Origin of the sequence: Mucilaginibacter boryungensis (assembly GCF_015221995.1) — a bacterium.
Taxonomy (GTDB): Bacteria; Bacteroidota; Bacteroidia; order Sphingobacteriales; family Sphingobacteriaceae; genus Mucilaginibacter; species Mucilaginibacter boryungensis.
Genome location: NZ_JADFFM010000001.1, coordinates 3,018,701 through 3,041,330 on the forward strand (window position 1 = coordinate 3,018,701; position 22,630 = coordinate 3,041,330).

The following is a 22,630-nucleotide window of genomic DNA, read 5'->3' on the forward strand; positions in this document are numbered from 1 at the left end:
ATAATAGTTAACGTATGTTAACAGCATGGCATTAATCAAAATTAATTGTACACATTTGAGAAACAACTAACCTTATAGTTACTATGTATAAGTTATTAATACCCCTATTCCTGTTTTCCGTGCTAACAGGCTATGCGCAAAAAGCCGCCATAAAAGGAAAAGTAACCGACTCGATAAACAAAACACCTGTAGAATTGGCTACAGTAGCCATACTGCATGCTAAGGACACCACCGCTGCGGCATTAATTTCATACGCGCAAACTAACAAGGATGGCGAATATGAATTACGGAACCTGCCCACGGGTGTGCCTTTAAAAGTGGTTGTTTCCTTTGTCGGCTATAAATCACACATCAGGTTTTTTACCCTGATTAAAAACCAGCTATTAAATATGGGTAACGTACAATTAAACCCCAGGGAACTGAACGAGGTAGTGATAAAAGGTGAGCGCATGCCCATTGTGATCCGCAAGGATACGATTGAGTTTGATGCTGCCGCCTTTAAAGTGCGGCCCAATGCGGTGGTTGAAGATCTGCTGAAAAAATTACCGGGCGTTGAGGTAACCAATAAGGGTAAGATCACAGTAATGGGTAAGGATGTGACCAAAGTATTGGTAGATGGCCGCGAGTTTTTCTCCAGCGATATCCGTATGGCCACAAAAAACCTGGATGCCGATATGATAGCTAAAGTACAGGTTTATGATGACCGCGAAAATGACCCCGACCATTTAATCCCGGAAAATAACGTTAACAAGATCATCAACCTGAAATTTAAAAAGGTGCTGCGGAAAAGCATTTTTGGGAAGATATACGGAGGTGAAGGTACGCAGGACCATTACCAGACCGGCGGGTTGTTCAACATGTTCAGGGATACCTTGCAGGTAAGTTTATTGGGCTATACTAATAACCTGAATAGCACGGGTTTTGACTTTAACGACCTTTACAACAATGGTGGCCTGAACCGTGGCGGCGATGCCTTTTATCGTGGTGGCATTGGCGGTTTTGGCTTCCGTTCGGGCCTGGGCGCAGCGGGTAAACAAACAGCTTCAGTCGCGGGCATAAACATTAATACCGATTATGGTAAGAAATTTAAAATGAACCTGTCTTATTTATATAAGCACACTAATACTATAAACGATTCAAGAAATAACCGCCAGCAGTTTTTAGCCGATACCACTACTACTACCAATGCCATTAGCAACAGCACAGCCAAAAACGATTCGCATATCATAACCGGTACCTTAACCTGGCGCCCCAATATGGCTACGCAACTGATCTATAGCCCCAGCCTCAATATCATGAATAATACCGGGGAAAATATGAGTACAGCCAGTAGTTATACCAATTTTGTAAATCCAATTAATAATTCGGTCAATAACGGTAATTCCAGCAATAATACGTTATCCTTCCAGCACTCGTTAAGTTATAATAAACAATTGAAGAAAAAGGGCTCATCGTTTAATATTAATCACAACATTTCCTACAACCCGGGTACAGGTACCGGTTTAGATAACCAGAACTTTACATCGTACACAGCTACGTTTCCATCCTACGTATACAGGCAGGAAAACAACACGGTTAACCGCAATGGTAACGGGAATGTAAATGTGAGCTACCGCACGCCAGTAAGCAAAAAACTGACCGTTGACATCAGTACCAACGAACAGTACAGCTTGGGAGTTGATAAGGTATCAACCTATGATTATAACCCGGTAACCGGCCAGCACGATAGCTTTTTGCTGATGAAAAGCAGTGACCTTACCCGCCACAGCTGGACCGAAAGCGCGAGTACTGGCCTAACCTTTGATAACCAAAAAGGATTTAATGTGCAAGCCCATGTAAGTCCCCAGGCGCAGCAGGTTACCAATATTTTTAACAGGGGTTTTTCAAACATTGATAAGAATTATTTTTACACCCTGCCCAGCGCCAGCATAACTTATAGCTATTATAATTTCAATTACAACAGCAGTATACAGCTACCAAATATTGGCGATATGATACCTTATACCGTGGTGTTCAGCCCGCAATATTCAGTAACCGGCAACCCTGATCTGAAACCGACTTTAAGGCATTCGTTTGGATTGAGTTACCGCAAGTATAACTGGCAAAAAGGCTTTAACTTGTATTTCAACGCCGGTGCTAATTTTGAAAAGAACAGCATTTTAAGGAAGGTTACGCAAACATCGCAATTAATTGAAACCAGTACGCCTATCAACCGCGATGGGCGATATAGTTATAACGTCAGTGGATCAGTTGGAAAGCAAATTAAAAAATGGAAGAATGTGCAGCTAAATTTTAACAGCTCGCTCAATTTATCAACCAACCACGATTTTTTTGTACTGAACCAGCAGGACGGCTATCAGAATAACTACCGTGTAGGCTTCACCCAGCGTATGTCATTAAACTACAAGGATATTATCCAATTTGACCCGGAATACACGCTTAGCGAAGTTTATACCAATTATAAAGGGGTTAACAATAACAGCCAAAGCAACCTTACACATAATTTTGATGCGCAGTTTACCTTCTTTTTGCCGAAGAAATTTAACATCGACGGAACCTACAATTATTATTACAACCCACAGGTGGCACCCGGCTTTCAAAAAAGCAGCAACTTGTTAAACCTCTCGCTGGCTCGCCAATTCCTGAAAAAAGACCGCGCAGAGATCAAGCTTTCCTGCTATGATATTTTAAACCAAAGCATTACTAACACCCGCTTTATCAGTTATAACAGCATCAACGATAACCAAACTGAAATAGTGCGCCGTTATTTAATGATCACGCTGTTATTCAAATTTAACAAGGCATCGTACAAAGACGAACCGAAACCAGCACTCAACTTTGGACGGATGAGGTAAGTTAAAAAATTAGGTTGAAGATTAGAGATTAGGTTTTCGCTGATAATTACACCTGATCTCTAATTACTAATCTCTAACCTGTAATTAGTACCTTTGCCTCATGATCATTAAATCAGCAGAGTTTGTTTGCAGCAATACCCAGATATCAAAATTACCGCCGCCGGTAAAACCTGAGTATGCCTTTATAGGCCGCTCGAACGTGGGTAAATCATCGCTTATTAATATGCTGGTGCAGAAAAAAGGGCTGGCTAAAACTTCACAAACCCCTGGCAAAACACAACTGATCAACCATTTTATTATTAACGATAACTGGTACCTGGTCGATCTGCCGGGCTATGGTTACGCGCGCATATCAAAAAGCAAAAAGGAAGATTGGGACAAATTTATTCGCAATTACCTGAATAAGCGCGAAAGCCTGCAATGCGTAATGGTATTAATTGACAGCAGGCTTGAGCCACAAAAAATTGATTTGGAATTTTGCAATATGTTGGGCGAAAAGGGCCTCCCTTTCGCGCTCATCTTCACCAAGGCCGACAAGCAATCGGCTACCAAAACCGATCAGAACATTGCGAAATTCCGCAAGGCCCTGCTGGCCACCTTTGAGGAAGTCCCCGATATTTTTATCACATCGTCTGAAACCGGTTTAGGTAAAGACGAGGTACTGAACTTTATTGATGGCATCAATAAGAATTTTGAAGTGCCTGATTATAAGCAATTTTAAGTCATCCCTCTTTTCAAACAACAGCTTTATCATACAAAAAACGCCCCCGATATATCGGGGGCGTTTTGTTATCTTAAAAGTCAATAGGTATTATTCCTGTGCTTTTTCTTTTGGCTTTTTGTTTTCGCCGGATGATTTCACGTTGATCTTAATTTCATTGGCTTCTTTATCAAAGTCAACTTCCATCAGGTCGCCATCAACCAGTTCTCCTTTTAATATTTCTTCGGCAATAGGCTCTTCCAGGTATTTCTGGATAGCACGTTTTAACGGACGGGCGCCAAATTGAGAATCGAAACCTTTATCGGCAACAAACTCCTTAGCCGCATCGGTTAATACGATCTGGTAACCCAGGCCGCTTACTCTGCTAAACAAAGCTGAAAGTTCGATATCGATAATTTTGAATATCTCTTCTTTACCCAGTGAGTTAAATACGATCACATCATCTATACGGTTTAAAAATTCGGGGGCGAAAGCACGTTTTAAAGCATTCTCAATAACTCCACGCGAATGGGTATCTACCTGTTTGCTCATGGCAGCTGTCCCAAAACCAACACCCTGACCAAAGTCTTTCAACTGACGGGCGCCAATGTTTGATGTCATGATGATAATAGCATTCCTGAAATCGACTTTACGGCCCAATGAGTCGGTCAATTGACCTTCATCCAGCACCTGTAAAAGAATATTGAATACATCAGGGTGGGCTTTCTCAATCTCGTCCAGCAATACAACTGCATATGGTTTACGGCGCACCTTTTCTGTTAATTGTCCGCCTTCTTCATAACCCACATAGCCCGGAGGCGCACCCACCAAACGTGATACCGCGAATTTCTCCATGTATTCGCTCATGTCAATTTGTATCAGGGCATCTTCGGTATCGAACATAAAACGGGCAAGCTCTTTAGCCAACTCGGTTTTACCAACACCTGTAGGGCCTAAAAATATGAACGAACCAATTGGTTTTTTAGGGTCTTTCAAACCAGCACGGGTACGTTGTATAGCACGGGTAAGTTTCTTAATAGCGTCTTCCTGGCCAATAATTTTACTGCCGATGTTTTCAGCCATATGCAGCAATTTCTGACTATCGGCCTGGCCAACCTTTTGTACCGGTATACCGGTCATCATCGCTACTACCTCTGCCACATTATCTTCAGTTACGGTGTAACGTTTAGATTTTGTTTCGGCTTCCCACACAGCTTTAGCCTGTTCTAATTCTTCAAGCAAATGTTTCTCGGTATCACGCAGTTTAGCCGCTTCCTCGTATTTCTGGCTGCGTACAACTTTGTTTTTTTCGATTTTGATCTGCTCTATCTTTTGCTCAATATCCAAAATTTCCTGCGGAACATGAATATTGGTCAGGTGCACACGCGAACCTGATTCATCCAGCGCATCAATAGCCTTGTCCGGTAAAAACCTGTCGGTAATATAACGGGTAGTTAAAGTTACGCATGCGTTGATAGCCTCGTCAGTATAAGTTACACCGTGATGCTCCTCATATTTCTCTTTAATACGGGTTAGTATTTCTACAGTTTCTTCGGGCGTGGCCGGTTCAACCATTACTTTTTGGAAACGGCGGTCTAATGCGCCATCCTTTTCAATATACTGGCGGTACTCATCTAAAGTAGTCGCGCCGATGCATTGGATCTCTCCCCTGGCCAAAGCCGGTTTAAACATATTGGATGCATCCAGCGAACCTGAAGCACCGCCGGCACCCACAATGGTGTGGATCTCATCAATAAACAATATCACATCCGGAGATTTTTCCAGCTCGTTCATTACGGCTTTCATCCGCTCCTCAAACTGGCCGCGGTATTTAGTGCCTGCCACCAGTGATGCAAGATCAAGCGTAACCACACGTTTGTTGAACAGCACACGTGATACTTTACGCTGTACAATGCGCAGCGCCAAGCCTTCAGCAATAGCGCTTTTACCCACGCCCGGCTCACCTATTAAAATAGGATTGTTCTTTTTACGGCGCGATAATATTTGTGAAACACGTTCAATTTCTTTCTCCCGGCCAACAATCGGATCCAGGCGGCCTTCTTCGGCAGCTTTGGTTAAATCGCGGCCAAAGTTGTCCAGCACCGGTGTTTTCGATTTAATGTCGCTCACCTTTTTAGGCTGGCTAAATGATTCCTCTTCTTTAAAGTCATCATCCCCGCCAGTTGGCGAACCCGGCATTTCGTCGGTCACATTGTTCTTGTGCGCGTCTACTTCGTGTTTAAATATTTCATAGTTAACATTAAACTGTAACAATAGCTGTGATGCAATATTATCCTCGTCGCGTAAAATAGAGAGCAATAAATGCTCGGTACCAATTACATCGCTTTTAAATATTTTTGCTTCCAGATAAGTGATCTTTAAAACTTTTTCGGCCTGTTTGGTTAAAGGTATGCTGCCAATGTGCACGTTTGTACCGGTAGTGCCTTTTACGGCATCTTCCACAGCACGGCGCAGTTTAGCGGTATCCACGTTCAATCCTCTCAGTAATTTAATGGCAACGCCGTCGCCATCGCGAATAAGCCCCAGTAATAAATGCTCGGTTCCAATATAGTCATGCCCAAGGCGTAAGGCCTCCTCTCTGCTATATGTAATAACGTCTTTAACCCGTGGCGAAAATTTAGCTTCCATATATACCTTTCATAAATAATGAACGTCCTAATCTATAAATTAGTTTTTTTTTGATTAGCGACATTCGAATAATAATTATCAACAATATTGCCAATAATTTGCATACGCTGAAATCAGACAATCAGATGATGCATTTTACACATCACGCCGCTAAATAAAGGCTTTTTAGCATATCAGCAGCATATAATGTGTGTAATTTATTAATTAAATGGCAATTTTCAGTTAACAGTTTGATAATAATTACCTTAATAAGTTTAATAACGTTGCCTGCATCAGCTATTTATGCAACATTATAGGCAATTAGTCATAATACCTGCCAATTAGGCATAGTAGTTTTCAGGATTAACAATCAGAGGCTAACGATAAGGGGTTGGTTTTTATTAGTCTGATGTAAGGAATGTGTTGCTTTTTCTACAAAACCATTATATATAATCACATGATACAGCAACCTACCCCTGCCAATTATCCCGAAATGGCCGCGCTTTGGGAGGCTTCCGTACGCGCTACTCACCATTTTTTAACCGAAGAGGATATCTGGCGCATTAAACCTATGTTGCCGGGAATATTTGAAAGTATACAAGTTTATATTGTCAGCGATAATAACATTATAGCCGGTATGCTGGGCTTAACCGGCGACGAAATAGCCATGCTATTCCTGCATCCTAATGTATTCGGCAAGGGCATTGGCAAAATGTTGGTAAATTATGCCATAAATGAACACGGTGCGCGTAAAGTTGAAGTGAACGAACAAAACCCGCAAGCGATTGGCTTTTACCAGCATATGGGGTTTAAAATTACAAGTCGCCGGGATACTGATGATTACGGGCAGGCATTTCCGATATTGGAGATGGAATTGGGTTAATTATATCCTTTGCCTAACCTAATCTCTAATCACTAAATCCCCTATATTTGCCGCACTAAATAAAATCTACATGGCCGACGAGAAGATCATATTTTCAATGGCGGGTGTCAGCAAGATATATCCGCCGCAAAAGCAAGTCTTAAAAAATATATACCTGTCGTTTTTCTATGGCGCTAAAATTGGCGTTATTGGTTTAAACGGATCGGGTAAATCATCTGTATTAAAAATTATTGCCGGCTTGGATAAAAGCTACCAGGGCGAAGTGGTATTCTCGCCCGGTTACACCGTGGGCTACCTGGCCCAGGAACCCGAGCTTGACCCAAACAAAACCGTACGCGAAGTAGTGGAAGAAGGCGTGTCTGAAATCACCGCCATCCTGAAAGAGTATGAGGAGATCAACGAGAAATTTGGGTTAGAAGAGGTTTATAGCGATCTCGATGCGATGGACAAATTAATGGCGCGCCAGGGGGAATTACAAGATAAAATTGATGCCGTAAACGCCTGGGAACTGGATACCAAACTGGAACGTGCGATGGATGCCCTGCGCTGCCCTGAACCTGACACAAAAATATCGGTACTTTCGGGTGGGGAGCGCCGCCGCGTGGCGCTATGCCGCTTATTGCTACAGCAGCCTGATGTATTATTGCTGGATGAGCCCACCAACCACTTAGACGCTGAGTCTATTGACTGGCTGGAGCAGCATTTGAAACAATATGCAGGCACCGTTATTGCCGTAACTCACGACCGTTACTTCCTTGATAACGTGGCCGGCTGGATCTTAGAGCTTGACCGCGGCGAAGGTATCCCATGGAAAGGCAACTACTCATCATGGCTTGACCAGAAAGCCAAACGCTTAGCCCAGGAAGAAAAAACCGAAAGCAAACGCCAGAAAACCTTAGAACGCGAATTGGAATGGGCCCGTATGGCCCCTAAAGCCCGGCATGCTAAAGGCAAGGCGCGTTTAGCCAACTACGAAAAACTGGCCAGCGAGGAAGGTAAGGAACGCGAAGAAAAACTGGAGCTGTTCATCCCACCAGGGCCGCGTTTGGGAAATGTGGTGATAGAAGCTACTGACGTAACTAAAGCCTATGGGGATAAAGTATTGTTTGAGAACCTAAGCTTCTCGTTACCACCGGCGGGTATTGTGGGTATCATTGGGCCCAACGGTGCGGGTAAAACCACGCTGTTCCGCCTGATTACCGGGCAGGAACAACCCGACAAAGGCACGTTCCGCGTAGGCGAAACGGTAGCTTTAGGATATGTTGACCAGATGCACGATGACCTTGACCCAGAGAAATCAGTTTGGGAAAACATTACCGGCGGCAACGAAACCATAATGCTGGGTAACCGTCCGCTAAACTCACGGGCTTATGTATCGCGCTTTAACTTTAACGGCGCTGATCAGCAAAAGAAGGTTGGCGTACTGTCGGGCGGTGAGCGTAACAGGGTACACCTGTCTATCACCCTAAAAAAAGGATCGAACGTGCTCCTGCTGGATGAGCCTACCAACGATATTGACGTGAACACTTTACGTTCGCTGGAAGAAGCATTGGAAAACTTTGCCGGCTGTGCGGTAATTATCAGTCACGACCGCTGGTTCCTCGACCGGATCTGTACCCATATCCTGGCCTTTGAGGGTAACTCGGAAGTTTACTTCTTTGAAGGCAACTACAGCGATTACGAAGAGAATCGCAAAAAACGCCTGGGTGATGTCGCGCCGAAAAGGATCAGGTATAAAAAATTAGGATAATTTTAAAGGCGAAAGGCGGAATGCCAATTGCGAAATGGCTTAAAAAAGAGTATTGTCATTGTGAGCGATAGCGTGGCAATCTCATAGTTCGCAAATCAAACTACGAGATTGCCACGTCGCTACGCTCCTCGCAATGACAATAGATTAATGCAAAACGCCCCGATAGTATCGGGGCGTTTTGCATTACTAATCTCTAATCTCTGATAACTAATCGCTGATTTGCTTTCAGCAAATTACCAAATCTTCACCCTGTCCTTATCCTCGCGGTACATTTTGTCACCTGGTTTAATGCCAAAGGCTTTATAAAATTCAGGCATGTTTGATAATGGGCCGTTTACACGGTACATTTCAGGCGAGTGCGGATCCACACTGATACGCATGCGCATGGTTTCATCGCGGGTTTTAATGCGCCAAACCTGCGCAAACGACAGGAAGAAACGCTGATCGGGCGTAAAGCCGTCAATTTTGGTATTGCCTTTACCTTGCTCAGTATTTTTAAAGGCATTGTAAGCTATGGCCAAACCGCCAATATCGGCAATGTTTTCGCCAAGTGTTAGCTTGCCATTTACATTCAGGTTGTTTAACACTACAAATTTGTTGTACTGATCAACCACCATTTGGGTTTTGGCATGAAACTTAACCGAATCTTCTTTTGTCCACCATTGTTTCAGGTTGCCTTCTTTATCGTATTGCGCGCCCTGGTCATCAAAACCATGGGTCATTTCGTGCCCGATAACCGCGCCGATAGCGCCGTAGTTAATCGCATCGTCCGCATCCTTATCAAAGAAAGGGAACTGTAGTATACCAGCCGGGAAAACGATCTCGTTAAACGATGGATTGTAGTAAGCGTTAACGGTTGGTGGTGTCATCCCCCATTCAGTTTTATCAACCGGTTTGTTAATGCGTTTAAGCTGTTCTTTATAATTATGCTTGCTGATAGATTCCATGTTGTTATAATAACTCACCCGGGTTATCTCTACATCATCATACTTTTTCCATTTATCAGGGTAACCTATCTTTTTGGTGAACGCGGCCAACTTATCCTCAGCTTTTTGTTTTGTTGCGGCGCTCATCCAATCCAGCTTTTCAATACGGCTTTTGTATACGCTTTGCAGGTTGTTCACCAGATCAAGCATACGTTTTTTGGCATCGGGCGTAAAGTATTTAGCTACATATAACTGACCCAATAGTTCGCCAATGCTGCCATCAACCGCATACGATATTGTTTTCCAGCGTTCTTTTTGCTTTTTCTGTCCGCTTAATGTTTTGCCGAAAAAATCAAACCGGGCGTCCCTGAAATCTTTATTTAAATAATTAGCGGCACTGTTTAATGCATGCAGTTCCAGATAGCTTTTCCAAACATCAACAGGCTGCGATTTTATCAATTTACCCAATGCCTCATAATATTTTGGCTGCCCGACTAAAATGGTATCGGTTTTAATGTCCATCAGGTCAAATACTGCTTTTAAGTTGATATCGGGCACTTGTTTTTGAAAATCTGTTACGGTAAACTTGTGATAGTTAGCCTGCGGATCGCGCAGTTGGACCGGGGTTGAGTGCGATTTAGCGATTTCGGTTTCCAGTTTCATCACATCACCGGCTTTTTTTGAGGCAGTAGCCGCATTATCGCCCGCCAGTGTAAATAATTTGGTTATGTATTTTACAAACTCGCCCCGTATCTTAACCGAAGCCGAATCTGTTTTTGAATAATATTCGCAGTTTGGTAAGCTAATGCCCGCCTGGCCAAATTGCGCCATGTTTTTTGTACTGTTCTTATCATCAGGTGCTACATAAAAGCCAAATAAAAACCCATCGCCATCTTTGAAGCTGCCTGCAGCAAGATTTAGTACGCCCTGGTAATCTTTTATTTCGCTTATACGTGCCAGCAGTGGTTTAATTGGGGCGTAGCCCAGTTTATCAATCCCGGCGGTATCCATGCCACTGGCATATAAGTCGCCCACCTTTTGCTCAAGGCTACCCGCATCATGCGTTTTGGCCGATGTTTCTTCCAGTATACTGTGCAGGTTTTTAGTATTATCATCATCAAGCGTGTAAAACGATCCCCAGCCAGTCTCGGTAGCGGGTATCTCCGTTTTTTTCATCCAGGCGCCGCTGGCATAATTAAAAAAATTCTCACCGGGCGATACGGTAGTATCCATGCCGCTCTTGTCAAAAAACACCGTCCGCTTTGGCGCTTCTGATGTGGAATTACCGGCACAGCCTGCCGCCAAAACTGCCGGTAAAGCCAACCATAAATAATTGTGAAGTTTCATGTTGAATTTAGTTTTTTATTTAAATATGGCCATAATGAAACATATTATAAAATAAATCAATCCAAATTACCGCTTAAGATGTTGATAATAAGCGTGGTGTTAACAAATAAATTATACCCGCTTAACGTTAATACCATACATAATCGCTTATTTTTATAAACCTGTAGCAGAGGTTGTTATAATTTCACCTAACACGATTTTTATATGACCTGGAGAAAATTCAGCGGCGAGATCATCCAGTCGCCCATTATGGAAGAGGTAGAGAAAGCAATAGAGCGCGAAGCTGCCCTCGGTAATAAACTCAAAGTATGTATCGGCACCGACTCGCAGGTAAAGGGCGAGGTAACTGATTTTGCCACCGTTATCGTCTTCCTGCGCGAACAACGCGGGGGTTTTATGTTTATTCACCAGGAACGTACATCGCAAAAAATGAGCATTAAGGAGCGTATGCTGAGTGAAGTACAAAAATCTATCGATATCAGCTACAAACTGTGCGATTTGCTTGACCTGTACGATGTTGACCTGGAAGTGCATGCCGATATTAATACCAACCCGGCCTTTAAAAGCAACCAGGCACTGCACGAAGCTATGGGCTACATTCTGAGCATGGGTTTTGTATTCAAAGCCAAACCCGAAGCGTTTGCCAGTTCGTGCTGCGCTAATAAGATGGTGCAGTAATGTGATTAGTTAATCAGCGGTTAGAGATTAGAATGTCCAACAGGCTACTTCTCTAACTTCTTCAAAATGTCCAGCATCTTATCCAGTTTATCTATTTCAATGGAGTTTAGCTTTTGCATTAATTCCTCTATCTCTTTTTTGGCTTCAACATTGGTTTTAAAATCGGCCTCGGCATGTGCGCGGTCGCGCTCGTTCTGGCGATTTTGGGCCATCATAATAATGGGGGCGGCATAAGCAGCTTGCGTCGAAAAAACCAGGTTCAATAAAATAAACGGATAAACATCCCAGTGAAATCTCCAGGCAATCACATTAGCGATCATCCATAAGGCCACAATAATGGTTTGCCAGATGATAAAACGCCATGATCCCATTCCGTTAGCTACCGAATCGGAAAGCCGTTGTCCAAATCCTAATGACTCTCTGTAGGCCGTATGCCAGTTTTTGTGTTGCTGCATTTTTTTAGGGGTTTAAATTTTATGAATTAAATATAAAATAAAAGTTACCAAATACTTAATCCTTTTGGGGCTGAACAAATGATAAAATACTTAAATTGCATTAAATACATATCCATGAAAAAACATATCCTAATCATAGCACTCGCGTTGTTAAGCACCGGCGTAAAAGCACAAGTTCCTGACGCCACTACACTAACCAAATTGGGCGATATGGCCCCGGAGTTTTCTTTTAATATCAATAAAGATAAAACCGCCGACCTGAAAGATTACCACGGTAAAATTATATTGTTAAACTTTTGGGCTACCTGGTGCCCACCCTGCCGTGCCGAGTTACCGCGCGTACAAAAGGAGATATGGGAGAAATATAAAGACAATCCCAAATTCGCCATGTTTGCCTTTGCCCGCGAAGAAGGCTGGGAAAAAGTACTGCCTTTTAAAGAACAAAACAAATACACATTTGCTTTACTGCCTGATCTTAACCGCAGCATATTTAAGCTATACGCTACACAGTCTATCCCCCGTAACGTGTTGATCGACGAGACTGGGCATATCATTTATCAATCGATAGGTTACAGTCCGCAGGAGTTTGAGAAATTGCTGGCGTTACTGGACGCGAAACTGAAAGGGAAGTAGTGCCCTTTACTTTTGCTCATCCCGCTATTGTTTTGCCATTCGGCAGAATGATAAAAAACAAATTATCATTAGTCGGACTCGTCATTGGCAGTTTAGTTCCTGACTTTGAATACTTTTTACGTCTCAAAGTAAAAAGTATTTATAGCCATACAGTGACCGGCTTGTTTTGGTTTGATTTGCCTTTAGGACTAACTATTGTTTTGCTTTATCAATACACAATTAAAAATGAGTTAATTGCCCATTTTCATAAAACTTTAAAAACAAGATTTATTCCGTTTGCCGGTCAGCATAACAACTACACCCTCAAATATATAGTTATCCTTTGTATCTCGGTATTTATAGGTGCAGCAACTCATCTGCTTTGGGATAACTTTACTCACCCTACCGGGTATTTTGTAAGCAGATTACCAATCTTATCCCATTCAGTTGATATAATTGGGTACAAGTTTTACAATTACAATATTGTGCAGCATTGTAGCACTATCATAGGTTTAGTAATCATTTTAATAATTATTATAAAACTACCAAAAGTGAGCTTAGTCAATACAACTCCTATTATAAGTTATTGGCTTAATATTATCCTGATCGCTTTTATTATTTTAATAATTCGTTATTTTTCAGGGTTAAGCCTAAATGCATATGGCGATTGGATAGTAAGTGGCATTAGTGGCTTTTTATCAGGCTTAATTATAGTATCTATTTTTTCATCCAAACATTCCCCCAGCCAATCCGTTCACCAAGCATGAAAACCTACCGCCTAACGTACGAGCAGAACATACCGATACCTTTAGAAGATGCCTGGGATTTTTTTTCATCGCCGTTTAACCTGGGTAAAATAACCCCAAAAGCGATGGGCTTTAAAGTTACATCGCCCTTTGCGCCGGACACAAAAATGTACGAAGGGATGCTGATCAGCTACAAAATAACCCCGGTATTTGGCATTAAAATGAACTGGATGACCGAGATCACTATTGTAAAAGAACATGATTATTTTGTAGACGAGCAGCGTTTTGGCCCCTATGCCATGTGGCACCACGAACATCACTTTAAGCGGATTAAAGGCGGTGTACATATGACCGACATCTTAAACTATGCTATTCCCTACGGACCAATTGGCCGCCTGGCTAACGCATTAATAGTAAAAAAGAAGGTAGAAGATATATTCAGCTATCGCGAAAAGGCGATTGTTGATCTGTTTGGGGTTTATAAGTAAGCCCCATAGCGATGGACCATAGGCCATGGGAGAATATGCAGAACTTATCACACCGGTCTATAAACTTAAACCTACAACTTACAGATCATCTGTACCGAGCCGCCGTAACCCAATCCTGTATTGCGCCCTATCAGTGTGTAAAAACTGGTAACAAATACAGAGAAACGGCGGGTAAAGGTATGTCCGTAATCAAACGATGCTTTAGTGAACGAGAAGTCGCGGTTTAGCGCCAGATTAGGGTTAAATGCTTTATTGGTACTGGTTGAATATTGGCCACTGCCTTCGAAACCTATTTGGTTACGTTTACCCAAAGGGATACCCAACGATGCAGTATACAATAACACATTAGGCCCCTGCGTATCAAAATAACGGCGGTAGCCTACTTCCATATTGTAATAAGTATGTTTTAAAAAGCCATTGTCTATACCGCCAGAATACATTAGTTTTAATTCCGCACCGTATGCAGCATAACCCAATGCTACGGTTTTTGTAGTATCGTACAAAGGCACAATACCCGAGCCCATTACCGAAAGAAAACTTTTATAGCCAAAATTAACCAGGTTGTATGCCAGCCCTACCTGCATATCGCCAATACCCGAACTTTGTTGTTTGATTAAACTATCCTTAAAATTACGGTAAGCACTATTTTGCTGTGGGGCTAATACATTCACTACCAAATCCAGTCGGCGGCTGATACCATAGCCAACATACAAACCAACTGCATAGGAGGTAAATCCCGAACCCGGTGAACCTTTTACTTTTTGCCCTACACTGTTCCAGCTATCGTGCGATGTATAATAGTTGAACGACGGAATAACTACATTGCGATATTTGCCAATGGGCCAGCCCGCCTGCGCCTGGTTAACCCATCCGGCTAAAACAAGTAGAAGAATTAAATATATCTTTTTCATTCGTGATAAATTCTATTCGCCGTTTAAAGTTTTACTATCATTTCGACTTTGAACTTTCGACTTCCGACTTAAATTATGGTATCCTCAACTGTTCGCGCAGCCAGTTATTCTGAAACATGAAATAGTTAAAGTTCACCTCGTGGGTACTGTTGGCAACAGTAATAAATTCTTTATTTTTTGTCCCCAGGTGGTTAAACATACACATGCTCGATCGCGGCGGACAAAACAAGTCCAGCAAACCAATACCCATTAGCACGGGGCAATGCACTTTAGGTGCAAAGTTTTGCGGGTCGTAATAATCAAATACCTTGTAAAAATCGTCCCAGGTATAACCGGGATGCGTATCGTAATACTTCCTGAACATTTTAAAAGGGAATACCTGCTCGGTATAAGTAGCAGAAATATCATAAGTATCCCGGATATCGGAATATAGCGGTACCTGGACTGTTAAGACCTTAACCCTTTTATCCAAAGCTGCTGTTGCTATGCCCAGCGCGCCGCCCTGGCTACCCCCTTCTACATAAATACTCCCGGTATCCACCCCCAGATTATAGTGCGAGTATAGGAAATCCATTCCGCGGATACAATCCATAATAGCGCCACGATAGATATAGCGGTCACGGTCTTCTATTCCGGTAGTGGAATAGATATCGGTGTTCAATTTAATTTGATCGCGGCTGATACCGTTACCGCGTACATCAATATCAAAGGCAATAAAATCGTCGGCATCCATATTGGGGTGCATGGGCACACCGTAACCTGGCACGCGGTAATGCACCGGGAAACGGTGACCAAAGGTTGGGATAACCAGCCAACCCCGGATGGTAACATCATCGTACGATCTCATCTCGACCAGGTATACTTTTTTATCTTTGCTAGATTGTTTCTTATCGATGGTAACTTTAAAATCAGGCGGTACTTTTTTTAGTTCCTTCAGGGTTTCGCGCCAAAACTCATCAAAATCTGCAGGACGGTGCAATGTACTGGTCAATTTTAGCGGACTAACACCAAAAACACTTTTAATGGTGTCATCGTACGATGTCGTATTTATCCGAACATTAAAATGGAAAAATCCAGGGCGCTGACGGGGTATGGTTACACTATAAGTGTCGCCATCTTTATATTTTAACTTTAGGGGGAAATGGCCGGTTAATACTGTGCGGTTGTCGTCTGTAAGCACATCGTAGCTTAGCCTGCCCTCCTGGGTTTCCTTATAGGTACTTTTAAGCTTTATTTTATAATTTATAGTTTCGTCATCCTCGTATAACCCGTCTTTGTGGCTTGGGTTCACTTCGGGTATCAGTTCTTCGTTAGTTTCTTCTTTTTTCTTCGCTTCTTCTTTTTCCTTTTTAGCCGCTGCAGCCTCTTTCTTAGCCGCGCCGGTTTCTTTTTTAGCATTAACTATTTGCGCCATGGCAGTATAACTGCCTGCTAATAAAAGCGGGGTAGTTAATATAATAAGGAGCTTTTTGTAGTTCTTCAGCATTACCTGTTTATGATATTATCTTAATGGTTTGTTATCTTCAGTTTTAAGTATGATATTGTTAGTACCTCTGCTAAATTAAGCAATTATTATAGCCTATTGTGATTCAATAGCTTACAATTCAAAGCTATTTACAATATAGTTTCAGCGCGTTTTGCGCTTCCTGCAATCCCAATGCTGTCGCTTTATTAAAATCGGTACAGGCCGCGGGTTTATTGCCTTGTGTTACTTTTAACATCCCCCGGTGTAAGTATGCCGGTGCGTATTGCGGATCTAACACTATTGCTTTATTATAATCATTCATTGCCGCGCCCGGGTCTTTTAAATTAACACTGGCTTGTCCGCGCAAATCGTATACCGCCGGGTTATTCGGTCCGGCTTTTATGGCCGCAGCAAAATCTGCATTCATGCGTGCCCTATAGTCCGGAACAAAGCTTTCGGCATAAGCACGATACGCCAATACTTTGGTATTTTTAATATTCAGGAACGATGCCGTATTATAATCCAGCACAGCCGCACGTTCGTCCTTTAATGCCATACGGATGTTGGCCCGTACAAAATAAGCCTCATCATCATTCTCGTTTATCAATAAAGCTTTGTTTACATCATTCAAGGCGTTATCGTAATCATTTAAAGTCAAACGGGCATTAGCACGGTTATAATAAGCCGAACCAGCCAACGAATCGATAGCAATGGCCTTGCTATAATCGTCCATAGCATTGGGAAAATCGCCCAGGTGCTGGCGTGCTACCCCCCTGTTCACATAAAAGTTAACACGCCGGGGTATACGGGTAAGCAGGAAATTGTAAACCGGGATAGCGTCGGCATAAAAACCAGCATCCAGCATGGCTGCACCTATCCGTTGGTATAAGCCGGTATCTGCAGGCGCCAGTTGCAGTACTTTTTTATAATCGAGCAAAGCGCCTTGCCATTGGGCCATAGCTGCACGCGCATTACCACGCTTAAGAAAGGTTTCAGTACTACCAGGGTTTAGCTTAATGGCCTTTTCATAATCGGCCAGGGCCTCGGGATATTTTTTCAGCAGCGTATTTACATCTCCACGTATCACGTAGCTATAATCGTTTATTGGGTTTATCTGTACCGATTGGTTTACATCGGCCAGTGCACCCAGGGTATCTTTTAATTCAATTTTAATGCGGGCCCGGGTAATGTAAGCATAGCTGTTTTCAGGATCGGTTTTTATGGCCGAATCGGCATCCAGTTTGCCCTCGGCATACTGTTTCAGGTTGTATTTCAGGTCGGCCCGGTTTTGCAGCGCATCCGAGAACTTTGGGTTCAGACTAATAGCTTTGTCGAAATCCACCAAAGCGGCCTCCTTATCGTTCATATTGCTTTTTACGATCCCATCATACAGGTAAGCCTCGGGGTTATTAGGCGCACGGCGAATAGCATCGCCAAAAAAATCCTGCGCAAGTTTAGCATTTGGTGTATGGCTTAAAGCGTTGGCCAGGTATTTATAGGCATTGGGCAATGCAGGGTTAATAGCAATAGCGCGTTTGTAATCGGCAATAGCATCGTCGTATTGTTTATTGTTGGCTTCTGCATTGGCGCAGTACAGAAATGCCTCAGCGTTTCTGGGGTTAATAGCCGTCGATCGTTTATAATCTGCTATAGCGCCACTGTAATCACCTACATTTGCTTTGGCATTAGCCCGGTAAAATATCAGCTCCGCATTGTTAGGTTGCAACTGCACGGCTGTATCGTAATCCTGTATAGCGCCGGTTATATTGCCCAGGTTTACTTTGGCTACGCCGCGATACATGTAGAGGCTGGCATCATTCGGCATAAGTTTCAGGCCTTGCGTAAAGTCATCTACTGCACCGGCATAATCGCCCAGGTTAGATTTTGCGTCGGCGCGATAGTGAAACATTTCAGGCTTAGGCGCACCCATGCTGATAGCCTTGGTAAAATCGGCTATGGCTTCTTTATAGTTCTGATTAGCATTATAGGCGTTACCGCGATAAAAAAAGTTATTCTGATAGTAAGGATTAAGTGCTATAGACCTGGTAAAATCGGCAATAGCCAACTTGTATTCTTTTATACTAGCGTATGAATTTGCCCTGTAATGATAAGCCATGGCATTATTGGGGTTCAGTTCAATGGCTTTGGTAAAATCGGCAATAGCGGCATTATTATCACCCGCACCTGCCTTTTGGTTACCCCGGTTAACATACGTTTCTTCAGATTGCCCCAGCGCAAGTAATGGTAGTATGAAAAGTATAATTAACAGTTTCTTCATATCTGTATGGGTAACTATTTAGCGCGGGCCGCCGGCTTTATCAAAAATACCGATTTGCGGATATAAAGGTTCAGCGGTTCCTCGATAAACTTAAATAACAATATTGAAATGGCATTTAGCGCTACAAAAGCATAAAACAGGTTCAGTTTATCATATTCAAACGGTGAATGCCAGTTTATACCCCACTTATCATACAAATTAAATGCCGCTTCGTTAAGCCAATCGAACGCCCGGTGCAGATAGCCATACATATACCCCAAATGTACCAGGTAAAATATGTAGGATGCCTTGCCTAGTAATTCAACAAATGGCGTGGCCAGTATACGTTTCATCACGGTGTTTTCCGTCAGCAACCCATAAAAAAACAGGGCTATGGCCGATGCTATAAAATAATTGTTCAGGATTATCCCCAAAGGGTTTTGCAGACCCGCTATCCAGCCTGCCGGGATTGGCAACATAGCCATTATCGCTACAAAAACAAATATCAGCAGAAAGCCTATGTAGGTATATTTTACTTTATTAGTGCGTTTAAAACCCTTATTCAGCATAATTAAGGCTAACTGTATCCCCACAAAAAATTCGAAACAGCGCCCAAGGAATGTATACAGCATCATGAACGTAAAATTGCCGAAGAAGCCGTACCAATTCACGTTTCTGAAGATAATTACCAGCAAAAACCCCAAAGTAGTTAGCGCCAGCGGCTGCAGGTAAAACTTTTTATATTTAGTAGCGATGTAGAAAATAAAGGGGGCCGAAAAGTAAAAGCATTCTTCAACAGTTAGGCTCCATCCCTGGGCTATGCCGGTATCCCATAGCTGATAAAAAAAGCCCCGTAGAAAAAGCACATTGAACCCATAAAGCAACACCGGATGGGTAAACCCCTTAGTGATCACCTGATCGTGCGAGTACCAATAATATACAAAAGCGCCGGTAGTGAGCAGGAAGTACATAGGGTATATACGCGCTACCCGGTTCTTTAAATATTGCTTAAACCAATCCCCGGTTAAATGGAAGTTATTATAGTAGCGATAGGTAATTAAAAAACCTGAGAGCACAAAGAAAACGGTAACACCAATGTGAAACTCGTGGAAAAAACGTTTCACAAATTGGGGAAATCCTTCATCAAAAACGTAATCGTAATGGGATATAAAAACCAGGTAAGCCGCCAATGCACGTACACCTGTTAGTACCGGAAAGTAATTTGATTGACCCCTTTGCGATGACACGAGATAAGATAACGGATTATATGAAATTTAATAAACCCACCAATTGTACGAATTAACGCAATTTTAGGGCCAATTGCAACGACAGCGGGGCGTTATGACTTAACGACCCAATGATGGTACATAGGCACTCCCCTGCACCACGCCGCGCTCCACAATCCTTTGATCGATAAAATATTGAATCTCGGATTTTTTGAGGCCCCAGTTAGGCGCTATCAGTAAATCCCAATCGGATATGCCGAACAGGCGTTGTATCACTACATCCGGGCGTACCAGCGGCAGCAGATCGCACAGAAAATCGGCATATTCGGGCAGGCTGAAAAGCTTGAATGGCTCGCGTTTGTATTTAACACCCATTACCGATCCTTCTACAATATGCAGGTGGTGGAATTTCACAAATTTTATCTGCGGGAAACGATTTATCTCGTCGGCATACTTCAGCATCATTTCCTTGGTTTCACCAGGCAGACCGAATATGGTGTGCACGCAGATATCCAGTTTGCTGTTTTCTACCAGTTTCAGTGCTTTTACCAAATCATCATGAGTACACCCACGATTGATCTGCCCCAGGGTTTCGTTATAGATGCTTTCCATCCCCATTTCCAGGTCAACATCAAATCTGTCGGTATAGCTTTCCAGCAGGGCTATCTTTTCGGCGTCAATGCAATCGGGACGTGTGCCTACTGATAAGCCCACAATATTTTCGGGTTCAATGCTCAGCGCCTCGTCATACATCATCTTCAAATAATGCGTTGGGGCATATGTATTGGTATTGGGCTGGAAATAGATGATGAATTTATCGGCTTTATTGCCTTTGCGAGCGCGTTCCATGCCTTGTATCACCTGCTCGCGCAGGTTAGGCGCGTTGCGCGATACGGAAGGCGTAAACGAATCGACATTGCAATAGGTGCAGCCGCCGTAGCCTTTGCTGCCATCGCGGTTAGGGCAGGTAAAGCCGCCGTCAACAATTACTTTGAACACCCGTTCGCCATTATATTTACGCTTTAACCACGGGCCATAATTATTATAGCCTTTCTCCCACTGCATTGCCGACGAATCTGTTAACATCATTTATTGCGATTACACCGATGTGTTTTTGATTGCACCGATGCGTTGCAAAGGTACGGAATTTTGAGTTTGGATTTGAGACAGCTCGTCTAAGTGGTTCTATTGCGTAATATAGCCTACAAAAAGTGCTTGCCCGTAAACACCCTCATTTACTATATTATGAAACCATTATAGTAGGTGATAATTAGGGCAATTAATTTCCGGCAGTAGTAAAGTCTAACAGGTAAGGCTTCAGGTTAATGCCATCCGTATTCCTAAAACCGCTACCAACTATTATTTGATAATGTTGCCCGGGCTTCAGTTCAATTTCAAAGGTTACAGACCGGCCATCGTCCGAAAAGCCAACAAAACGTTTCAGTTTAAGCAGGTTTTTTTCGCCCAAAGGCCCTAATTCAAAATTACGATAGCGTTTATCCATAGCGGCCGAAAATTGAATAGTTAATTGGGTAGTTGCCGGGTTAACCAGGGTTTTACCATCAACAAAAGGTTTTACTCCGGTCACAGTAGGTTGGTTTTTCCCGTAATCGGCTTTAATAACTTGCATCGGTTTGTCGAAATAGCCCGACCTATCTACAAATTGACCTAAGGCAGCCAAATTGTTATAGTCCAGCTCTATCATCTCTTTAATGGCCTGCTTTTTATCGGCTGCTTTGTTGTAATAATTTTCGCAAATAGCATAGCCAACGTAGTAGCCCAAATCGCGCACGCCAAATTCGTTTTCGGCATTGCTGTAAAGCCAGTAACCTGTGCCGCTGTTAAACATCTGCGCGGCAAATACGGCAGCTATCCTGTTTTTATGGCCGTTGCCATAGGCCAAAGCAGGCAAAGTAGAAGCTTTACCGGTTGCTTTTTCAGCCAAAAATTCGGCCACGCCCTCCAGTACACATTGGGATACTAAATAATCGGCGACCGTTGTTTTTTGCTGGGTGTGGACATACTCGTGCACGTTGTTAAAAACAACAATATTGATGGGGTTGGTTTTAAAGTAAGTTTTCAGGCTGTTAAAGTTAGCGGGGAACTCGCGGGTATCGGTATGTTCATCGGCCATGGCAATTTCGCTGCCTATCAGCACCATACTATCCAGCGTTGTGCCGCCGGTACGGAAAGCACCCATTGTAAAATATATTTTGGCAGGCTTTAAGGCGGGGTACAGCTTTTGCAACTTTTGCACGTTGGCAGCAATCTCAGCAGCAAATTGCCTGGTTTTGTAGGTATTTGGCCTGATAGAGTTCCAGAAAAGCGGATAGCTGTTTATCGCGTCGACATATGATTTGGCCGTATAATCGCGCACTTTCATTATGGCTTTTAACCCGGGCGTACCTCTATCTATAAACAGGTGATTAATATAATTATATTGCTGTACGCTATCTTTTGTGGTTTGTATTTTATCGTAAGCCTGCCAAAAATTATCAATATCCGAAGTGATAAAGTTGGTTTGATTGTGCTGCGCGAATGTTGTTTTAAATATCAGCAGGCCAATAAATATGGTCAGTATAATAGTTTTCATGTATGAACTATAAGGCGCAAATAATTTGATAATGTGACAAATAAAATTAAATATTTTGGTGGCATGCAGCAATATTCGCATGAATACATTCAAATATCTTTACGAGTTAG

17 protein-coding genes are annotated in these 22,630 nt (G+C 42.8%); 8 read left to right on the forward strand and 9 right to left on the reverse strand.

Annotated features, from left to right (window positions below; all coding sequences use genetic code 11):
- Nucleotides 1-83: 83 nt before the first annotated feature.
- On the forward strand, nt 84-2,855 hold the full coding sequence (locus IRJ18_RS12700) for a TonB-dependent receptor (RefSeq protein WP_194106568.1): 2,772 nt from the start codon (nt 84-86) through the stop codon (nt 2,853-2,855).
- Between the two features lie 100 nt (nt 2,856-2,955).
- Entirely contained in the window at nt 2,956-3,576 is a 621-nt protein-coding gene (yihA, locus tag IRJ18_RS12705; protein WP_194106569.1) for a ribosome biogenesis GTP-binding protein YihA/YsxC, read from the forward strand.
- Between the two features lie 90 nt (nt 3,577-3,666).
- On the opposite strand, the gene IRJ18_RS12710 is transcribed toward yihA, so the two are convergent.
- A complete protein-coding gene (locus IRJ18_RS12710; RefSeq protein ID WP_194106570.1) occupies nt 3,667-6,204 on the reverse strand; it encodes an ATP-dependent Clp protease ATP-binding subunit in 2,538 nt (845 codons plus the stop codon).
- 436 nt (nt 6,205-6,640) lie between these two features.
- Between IRJ18_RS12710 and IRJ18_RS12715 the strand changes: the two genes are divergently transcribed.
- The gene (locus IRJ18_RS12715; protein ID WP_194106571.1) at nt 6,641-7,066 is read left to right on the forward strand and encodes a GNAT family N-acetyltransferase; all 426 of its coding nucleotides are present in this window, start codon (nt 6,641-6,643) and stop codon (nt 7,064-7,066) included.
- 70 nt (nt 7,067-7,136) lie between these two features.
- Complete coding sequence (gene ettA, locus IRJ18_RS12720) at nt 7,137-8,816, forward strand: energy-dependent translational throttle protein EttA (protein WP_194106572.1); 1,680 nt, start codon at nt 7,137-7,139, stop codon at nt 8,814-8,816.
- 233 nt (nt 8,817-9,049) lie between these two features.
- Here ettA and IRJ18_RS12725 read toward each other — a convergent pair whose 3' ends face one another.
- Complete coding sequence (locus IRJ18_RS12725) at nt 9,050-11,089, reverse strand: M13 family metallopeptidase (protein WP_194106573.1); 2,040 nt, start codon at nt 11,087-11,089, stop codon at nt 9,050-9,052.
- 204 nt (nt 11,090-11,293) lie between these two features.
- Between IRJ18_RS12725 and IRJ18_RS12730 the strand changes: the two genes are divergently transcribed.
- Nucleotides 11,294-11,767, forward strand: coding sequence for a ribonuclease H-like YkuK family protein (locus tag IRJ18_RS12730; protein ID WP_194106574.1), 474 nt, complete (start codon nt 11,294-11,296; stop codon nt 11,765-11,767).
- A 44-nt stretch (nt 11,768-11,811) separates the two neighbouring features.
- Here the strand turns inward: IRJ18_RS12730 and IRJ18_RS12735 are convergent, their stop codons facing one another.
- Nucleotides 11,812-12,222, reverse strand: coding sequence for a DUF1003 domain-containing protein (locus IRJ18_RS12735; protein WP_194106575.1), 411 nt, complete (start codon nt 12,220-12,222; stop codon nt 11,812-11,814).
- Between the two features lie 114 nt (nt 12,223-12,336).
- Between IRJ18_RS12735 and IRJ18_RS12740 the strand changes: the two genes are divergently transcribed.
- From IRJ18_RS12740 to IRJ18_RS12750, 3 genes are read left to right on the forward strand one after another with little or no spacing between them, the layout of a single operon-like run.
- Nucleotides 12,337-12,855: a TlpA family protein disulfide reductase gene (locus tag IRJ18_RS12740; protein WP_228072727.1), complete on the forward strand. Its 519-nt coding sequence runs from the start codon at nt 12,337-12,339 to the stop codon at nt 12,853-12,855.
- On the forward strand, nt 12,855-13,601 hold the full coding sequence (locus IRJ18_RS12745) for a DUF4184 family protein (protein ID WP_194106577.1): 747 nt from the start codon (nt 12,855-12,857) through the stop codon (nt 13,599-13,601). Before IRJ18_RS12740 ends, IRJ18_RS12745 begins: the two co-directional genes overlap by 1 nt.
- Nucleotides 13,598-14,068: an SRPBCC family protein gene (locus tag IRJ18_RS12750; RefSeq protein ID WP_194106578.1), complete on the forward strand. Its 471-nt coding sequence runs from the start codon at nt 13,598-13,600 to the stop codon at nt 14,066-14,068. The genes IRJ18_RS12745 and IRJ18_RS12750 overlap by 4 nt, the downstream gene beginning before the upstream one ends.
- 71 nt (nt 14,069-14,139) lie before the next feature.
- Here IRJ18_RS12750 and IRJ18_RS12755 read toward each other — a convergent pair whose 3' ends face one another.
- From IRJ18_RS12755 to IRJ18_RS12780, 6 genes are all read right to left on the reverse strand, one after another.
- Nucleotides 14,140-14,979, reverse strand: coding sequence for a hypothetical protein (locus tag IRJ18_RS12755; RefSeq protein WP_194106579.1), 840 nt, complete (start codon nt 14,977-14,979; stop codon nt 14,140-14,142).
- A 73-nt stretch (nt 14,980-15,052) separates the two neighbouring features.
- Nucleotides 15,053-16,465, reverse strand: coding sequence for an acetylxylan esterase (locus tag IRJ18_RS12760; protein ID WP_194106580.1), 1,413 nt, complete (start codon nt 16,463-16,465; stop codon nt 15,053-15,055).
- A 124-nt stretch (nt 16,466-16,589) separates the two neighbouring features.
- A complete protein-coding gene (locus IRJ18_RS12765; RefSeq protein ID WP_194106581.1) occupies nt 16,590-18,722 on the reverse strand; it encodes a tetratricopeptide repeat protein in 2,133 nt (710 codons plus the stop codon).
- 14 nt (nt 18,723-18,736) lie between these two features.
- Nucleotides 18,737-19,948, reverse strand: a complete 1,212-nt coding sequence (locus IRJ18_RS12770; RefSeq protein WP_194106582.1) for an acyltransferase family protein — start codon at nt 19,946-19,948, stop codon at nt 18,737-18,739.
- Between the two features lie 99 nt (nt 19,949-20,047).
- A complete protein-coding gene (locus IRJ18_RS12775) occupies nt 20,048-21,016 on the reverse strand; it encodes a TIGR01212 family radical SAM protein (protein WP_228072729.1) in 969 nt (322 codons plus the stop codon).
- A 190-nt stretch (nt 21,017-21,206) separates the two neighbouring features.
- Entirely contained in the window at nt 21,207-22,520 is a 1,314-nt protein-coding gene (locus tag IRJ18_RS12780; protein WP_194106583.1) for an Ig-like domain-containing protein, read from the reverse strand.
- Between the last annotated feature and the right edge of the window lie 110 nt (nt 22,521-22,630).